The organism is Chitinophaga sp. (assembly GCF_035564935.1).
Classification (GTDB): Bacteria; Bacteroidota; Bacteroidia; order Chitinophagales; family Chitinophagaceae; genus Chitinophaga.
Window position 1 is genome coordinate 1 of the sequence record NZ_DATMTE010000216.1, and the last position, 4,699, is coordinate 4,699.

At 47.9% G+C, this 4,699-nt stretch carries 4 protein-coding genes; all 4 read right to left on the reverse strand.

Annotation, left to right across the window (positions count from 1 at the left end; all coding sequences use genetic code 11):
- Nucleotides 1-234: 234 nt before the first annotated feature.
- Nucleotides 235-1,926 carry a GH39 family glycosyl hydrolase gene (locus tag VN105_RS05650; RefSeq protein ID WP_325638785.1) on the reverse strand — a complete coding sequence of 564 codons (1,692 nt, stop codon included), beginning with the start codon at nt 1,924-1,926 and terminating at the stop codon, nt 235-237.
- 110 nt (nt 1,927-2,036) lie between these two features.
- Complete coding sequence (locus tag VN105_RS05655; protein ID WP_325638787.1) at nt 2,037-3,263, reverse strand: MFS transporter; 1,227 nt, start codon at nt 3,261-3,263, stop codon at nt 2,037-2,039.
- 236 nt (nt 3,264-3,499) lie between these two features.
- Complete coding sequence (locus VN105_RS05660) at nt 3,500-4,387, reverse strand: DMT family transporter (protein WP_325638789.1); 888 nt, start codon at nt 4,385-4,387, stop codon at nt 3,500-3,502.
- A partial coding sequence (locus tag VN105_RS05665; RefSeq protein ID WP_325638791.1) for a hypothetical protein occupies nt 4,384-4,699 on the reverse strand: 316 nt, incomplete at its 5' end. The genes VN105_RS05660 and VN105_RS05665, both read right to left, overlap by 4 nt.

The following is a 4,699-nucleotide window of genomic DNA, read 5'->3' on the forward strand; positions in this document are numbered from 1 at the left end:
ATCCGGGCGCCAAATATATGCCCCGCAAATGCACTACAGAAAACTTTTCCGGCCAGGATCATTTTTCTACCGGTAAAACCGGATGTTTTACCGGTAGAAAATGACCGGCACAAAGATATTTACTTCACTATCAATAAAAAGGGTGAAATGAGACAATATGCGGGGAGTTTGCGACATAAATAAAAAACCCTGCAACTATAGCTGCAGGGCGGTTTTACGCAGAAATTTTATATGTTACCACGTTAGTTGCAGCAACGATACTCCCTGTCCCGGGAGAACTGCATTCAATATAATTTCGCCGTTACGGGGAAGCACCCACTCCGGTGAAGTGAGGGCTTCCAGCTGTCCTGCGCGTTCCAGCTGCGCGGTTTGCATGGCGTCGGGATGTTGTGGCGATCCCATCTTCTTCCACACTTCATAAGCGTTGCTATGGGAGGCATCGATCCGGTAATGCTTCAGTAATACGCGGGTGGCAGGCAGCCCTTTTACTTTTATTTTTACGGGAGATGATTGTGCCGGAATAATGTTATCGTCGTGATAATTCCATACCATTACGCTGGCGCTGTGTTCATCGCCGGCAGCCAGTGCATTCACATCCCGTTTTGCGCCGCGTACACTGCTGTCGAGGATCTGATGGTAGTTGTAATTCATTTGCCCGCTTACCTCCAGCCGGTTGCCCTGCATCAGGCCAAACATGCGGAATACATTTAAAACCGGTTTATCTACACCGTTAGTGGCCAGGTCACGGAAACCGGCAAACCATGGCTGGTTTTCAAACTCAAAGGCCCAGGTAACCGCGCCTGCCAGGTTGATGCCGCGGGCCGCTGCCAGGTCGTATTTCCGGGCAAAGGAAGCCGCCGTATAACTTGAATACATAGTGCCGTTGCGATAAGCGTTGGAAGGATGAAATGCTTCCGAACACGCAGCGCATCCTTCGGGGTCTGATTCACCGATAATAACAGGCAGCTTTTTCAGCGAGGGATAACCGGCTATTATTTCAAAACCTTTGTCAATATCACGCAGCTGTGCGGCCATATTCATCTGTACATGACCATCTATCACTTTAGGCGCCCCCTTCGCATGAAAGGTGATCACATCCAGCGGTGCGCCTGTTTTTCCCGTAGCGTAATTCTTTCCACTCACTACATGATCCAGGAAAGTTTTAAGGAACTTCGCCGCCACATCCCAGTTAGGTCCTGTCACTTCCGGGCCGCCTATCCTGGCAGTGGGCAATGCCCGCTTCACTGCGTCGGCGGTGTAATCATACAGCTTAATATACTCTTCTGTAGTGCCTTTCCAGTAACCGATATTGGGTTCGTTCCATAACTCCCAGTACCAGCTTTCCACTTCTGCCTTTCCATAACGCGCTACGGAATGTTTTACCCATTCATATACCAGCGCGGCAAATTTCTGGTAATCTTTCGGGGGATAGGCCCACCCGGTAAATATATCATTATACTGGTTATCCGGTTGCCAATGATGCCGGTAAGGCGATGGTTTTACAGACAGTGCTTCCGGCATAAAACCTATTTGTGCAATGGGTTTCATACCCCGCTCTATAAATGTGTCGAATATCTTATCGATGATGGTCCAGTTATACACCGGGTTGCCATTTGCATCTTCTGTATATGCATTGGTAGATCCCCATTTCAATGCAGCCGTGCCATCGCCGGTTACAAGTAAACTGTGTACCCGTACATATACCGGCACTTTACTTAAGGCGGCAATTTCCGTGAGTAATTTCTTCCCGTCTTTCATATAGGTGTAGTTCGGCTCATCGTAGCCAAACCAGGCCCATATTGGTTTTAACGGTCCTTTACTTTTGCGGGTATCCACGCTCATCAACAGGGTATCCTGTTGCGCATTTCCCGGCAATGCGGGTAACAGCAACAGGAGGATAAAAAAATGTAACAGGTGCTTTTGCATAACTGGTTTTCAAATTAACTGTCAAATTAACAATTATATTTAAAAAGTGCAAGACCGGTTATGCAGGCGTTGAAACGGGCATACGCCTTCGCGTATCTGCATCCGGAACTCTACTGCAGCACCGCTTCCCGTTTCCGGGACAACAGGAACACCCGGTACATTACCAGCGCGCTCGCCAGGATCAGGAATATATAACTAAAGGAAAGATGCCTGCCGTCTTCCGCCGGTAAACTATATATGAGCCCATAACTGAGTATGGATACAATCACATAACACAAACCACCTGTAAGTCCGCCGGCAATACCGGCATTTTTGGGAAATATCTGCAAACAGAAGGTGAAATAATTATTATAGGTAAAACCCGCTCCCACATGCACCAGGAATGCAAACACCAGTATGGTCCACAATCCGCCGTACAGGGAAAACGAAACCAGCAAAAGCAACGCTGCTACCAGCTGTAATCCCACATTAACGTTCATCTTCTTTACAAATGGCCGGTTGATCATCCCCTTGCCTAAAAATCCGCCCACCATCCAGGCAAAGCCCAGGAACAGGGAACAATAGCCTGTAATGACGGGCGACAGGTTAAAGTAGTGCTCAATAATAAAAGGCCCCGACATATTATATACCATCACCATGGAATAAGCCAGTCCCAACATCACAATACCCAGCGTAAAACTGCCTGTGCGGATCATCGCGTAGTAAATAGACAGGATCTTCACGGGGTGGAACGGCGTGGTATGCTTAATGGTTTCCCCGCTGAAGATCAGCTCCAGCAGGAGCAGCACCGCGGCAAAACCACCCAGGAAATAAAAGTTGGATTCCCAACCGAAGGTCACTTCCAGGTACCCGCCGATAAACGGCGCTACTATAGGCCCGGTAGACCAGATGATGGTAAACAGGCTGAGATAATGTTTTAGCTGTTCCCCTGCATACAGGTCTACAATAAACGCCCGCTTGCTCACTACCATGGCTGCTATGGTAATACCATGCAGCACCCTCATGGCATAAATAACATAAATATTATGCGTGTTGGCAATGGTAACGCACGACGCGCAAAAAATAAACATGGCTACCAGTGAGATCCGGTACCGGCCAAAACTATCCAGCAGCCCGCCTATAAAGAGCTGTGATAATCCATAGCTGATCAAAAAAAGACTCAGCGTAAGCTGGGCCTGGCTGTTGGAAATACCCAGGGCATTGGTCATACCCGGTAAGGAGGGGATATAAATATCCGTAGCAAACCCCGACATAGGGATCATGGCAAAAGCCAGCAGGGTGGCCATTCTTATATTGCTATCCTTTATTCTTTGCTGTTTTACAGTGCTGTTGGTCATATTACAGTTGCTGGTGATTCAATCACCGCAAAATTACAGCATCCCCTGTCATTAATCAACTTTACTATCCTGAATAGATGAGCCCCGGCGTATGCCCCCAGGTTGCCAGGAGAAAGCTGATTAAGTAATTCCTGTTCGTTCATTACGCTATGATAAGATCATTCTATCTGGAACGGCGCACATGACAACGGGTAAAGTAAACATTAATTGCTGGATTTATTAACGGTGTAAACGACCTATTGTTTTACCCGTTTTGAACTTAGCCAGATACCAGCCAATACCAGCAGGCCGCCGGCCATCTGCCAGGGAGTGAAAGTATCTTTCAGGAAGATCACGGCGATTAACGCGCCGATCACGGGATTCAGGTTCAGGAAATTCCCCACCTGGGCGGCAGGCAAACTTTCCAATGCCTTATTATAAAGAAAATAAGCCAAAGCAGAAGCAAATATCCCCAGGTAAACAATTCCCGCCCATGCCTTCCAGGATATTTGCGGCATACCATGCAGGTACAGTTCCACGCCGGCAACCGGTATTAAAAAAGCGGATCCTATAAAAGTACTCACCGCGGTGGCTAACAGGGTATCTGTATCTTTCAGGCTTCTCGACAGCAAGGTATATGCGCTCCAGCAGCAAACCGCCAGCAGCATCAGTACACTCCCGCGCAGGGTATGCGTTCCCCCGGTGTTCCCAACAAATCCTACCAGCACTACGCCCGTTACACATAGTATAATACCGGCAATGCTTCTGCCGCCGATATGTTCCTTTAACAAAAGTGCCGCCGGGATGGCAATCGCTACCGGTATTAATCCTTCCACCAATGCGCCCGTAGACGCGGGGATATAGAGCATGGCGGAATTGAAAAGACCATAGTATACGGTGATCCCCAATATGCCCATCAACGCCAGCTTTTTATAAGGCAGCTGTTGCGGTACTTTTTTCCGTTGCCGCAAATAAAACGGCAGCAACAACCCACAGGCTACTATGTGGCGTAGTGCAGCAAACAGGTAAGGTGCTACTTCCGCTACCACCGTTTTGGTAACCGTGAAGGAACTGCCCCATATGAGCATCACAAACACAATACTGATAAAACCTTTTGTACGTTCCGTTGCAGCTGTTTTCTTCATAAGTTGGTGTTCTTCACATTCCGCATGATCTGCCAGGCGCACCATAACCAGCCGCATGTTATAGCTGCCGTCAGCAACAAAGCAGGCCATACCAGCATAATCTGGTAAAACGTAACGTTAAACCCGTTGTGAAACAGGTAAACAACTGCCCAGTAAATGATCATGATCAAACTGGTAAGCAGGCCGTACTTCGCCCCTGCAGACAAATATTTCTCAGGCTGTTCAAATATCCCCGCTCCTGCTTTTCCTCCAAAAAAGTAAGTGATCCCAAAAAGAAGTATAAAGAAGATCAATACGTCCAGGTTCATCTGG